Source organism: Clostridium sp. MCC345, assembly GCF_018785345.1.
Classification (GTDB): domain Bacteria; phylum Bacillota; class Clostridia; order Lachnospirales; family Anaerotignaceae; genus Anaerotignum_A; species Anaerotignum_A faecicola.
Window position 1 is genome coordinate 1 of record NZ_WQPP01000007.1, and the last position, 307, is coordinate 307.

1 protein-coding gene is annotated in these 307 nt (G+C 46.9%); it reads left to right on the plus strand.

Going from position 1 to position 307, the window contains the following annotated elements:
* Positions 1–222 (plus strand): DUF4368 domain-containing protein (locus GPK49_RS01665; RefSeq protein ID WP_118583120.1); only part of this gene is annotated, 222 nt, incomplete at its 5' end.
* Positions 223–307 lie beyond the last annotated feature (85 nt).

Sequence of the window (307 nt, forward strand, 5' to 3'; positions counted from 1 at the left end):
CAAGCGGAGCTTTCCAAAGCACAGGAAGCCACCGTGAACGCAGAAAAGTTTATGAATGTTGTCCGGCGGCATACCAGCTTTGAAGAACTTACCCCTACTCTGCTGCGGGAGTTTGTAGAGAAAATCGTTGTGCATGAGTGCAGCTATGACGAGAACAAGACCCGCAGACAGGACATTGAGATTTATTATTCTTTTGTTGGCAAGGTGGACTTGCCCGAATAACCGCCCGACCTATCCGACACAATGCGCAAGTGCCGGATAGGAACGGCAAAATTTTTTACACTTCTATTACTTCTTTATCGCACAT